Annotated in this window: 1 pseudogene; it reads left to right on the top strand. The window is 53.6% G+C overall.

The features are described 5' to 3' along the window. Positions 1-1,578, top strand: a pseudogene (locus tag QRD42_RS18225) (hypothetical protein); the annotation flags it as partial.

The raw sequence follows: 1,578 nt of genomic DNA, 5'->3' as shown, positions 1-1,578 counted from the left end.
GCTGCTATTGAACTGATGACCGCCTATGCCGGTAGCTCGGTTATTAACGAAGGTCAGCTTGAGCTGTACGGACGTGGTACCGGGATGGTGGCGAATAAAAACTCGACAGCCGATAACTTTGGCCAGATTACCACCGATGCGATGTGGAAAGATGCCGCCGACACCTCTGACGTGAGAACCAGTGTCCCTTCCGGGGATAACCCAATGAACTATGCCGTAGGCATGGGGGCAGGTAGCAACGCCATTACCGCGCAGTCAAATTCTGTTGCCACTAACCGCGAGGGCGGCACCATTACCGTCTATAATGCCGGTGCTGGTATGGTGGCCTACGGTTCCAGTAACAAGGCTGTTAACCAGGGCACGATTAATCTCGAGAAAAACGAGAATTACGTTGCTGACCAGCCGCTGGTAGGTATGGCGGTCTATGGCGGCGCTACGGTGGTTAACGACACCACGGGTGTAATTAACATCAACGCCGAAAACGGTAAGGCATTCTATACAGACGGTAATAAAGATAACCGTATCATTAACCGTGGCCACATTAATATCGGTGCAGGCGTACCGCCGGAAGCTGATAACAGTGATGCAGTGGAAACGCCGGAATTTGCTGACGGCACCGTGCTAAGCGGTATTAATACGCTGACTGAAACTACGTCCGTACTTTCTGACAGCACAGTGAGTAATACCGGCACGGTGAACGGTACAGGACGGTTATATGTTGAGGGCACCTTTAATAACCAGAGCTCTGGTATTATTGATTCACCCGTCAGTGTTTCCGGCACTAATGGCGTAATTAATAACAGTGGCACCATCAACGCTTTTGTTATCACAAGCACCTCCGGGAAAGTGGTTAACAATGGTAGCGCTACTGGCGGCGCGGAGATGTGGGGAGACAGTCGCATTATCAACAGCGGTAGCTTTACGCTGGGTACAGCGACAGACGTTAAGGATGTCCATAGACTGGATCTGAAAACCAACAGCGTGTTTGAAAACGCGGCTGGCGGCGTGCTGACAGGCGATAATAACAAAAATGCTGTTCATCTGAATAACAACGGTACCTTTAAGAACGATAAAGGCGCGACCATGAACTTCACCGCCAGCAGTCACGCGGCGGGGGTAAATATCTGGGGCGGTACGGGCGACTTTATTAACGATGGTACAGCGAACGCCACCGGTGTGTCGCTGGTAGCTTCACAGGGTAATGCGGCTGCGGGTAAGGCGTTCTTCTGGAACCAGGATGACGGGGTGGTGAACTTTACCGCCTCTCAAACCGGCCAGAGTGCGGTCAGCCTGACGCACAGTAACTATGTGGGCGTCAACGACGGCACCATGAACGTCAGCGGCAACGACGCCGTCGGCATGAAGGGCAGCAAGAACGCCCAGCTGGTGAACAACGGCACCATTAACCTGGGTACCGCAGGCACCAGTGACAGCGGCATGGTGGCCATGCAGCTGGACGCGAACGCCACGGCCGACGCGGTGATCGAGAACAACGGCGCGATCAACATCTATGCGTCCAACTCTTACGCCTTCAGCAAGCTGGGCGCGAACGGGCGTATCGTTAACAACGGCACGGTA

The sequence above is a fragment of the Enterobacter sp. PGRG2 genome, from assembly GCF_030291195.1.
Taxonomy (GTDB): Bacteria; Pseudomonadota; Gammaproteobacteria; order Enterobacterales; family Enterobacteriaceae; genus Enterobacter_D.
Note: the sequence above shows the minus strand (reverse complement) of the source record. Positions and strands in the feature narration are given on the sequence as shown.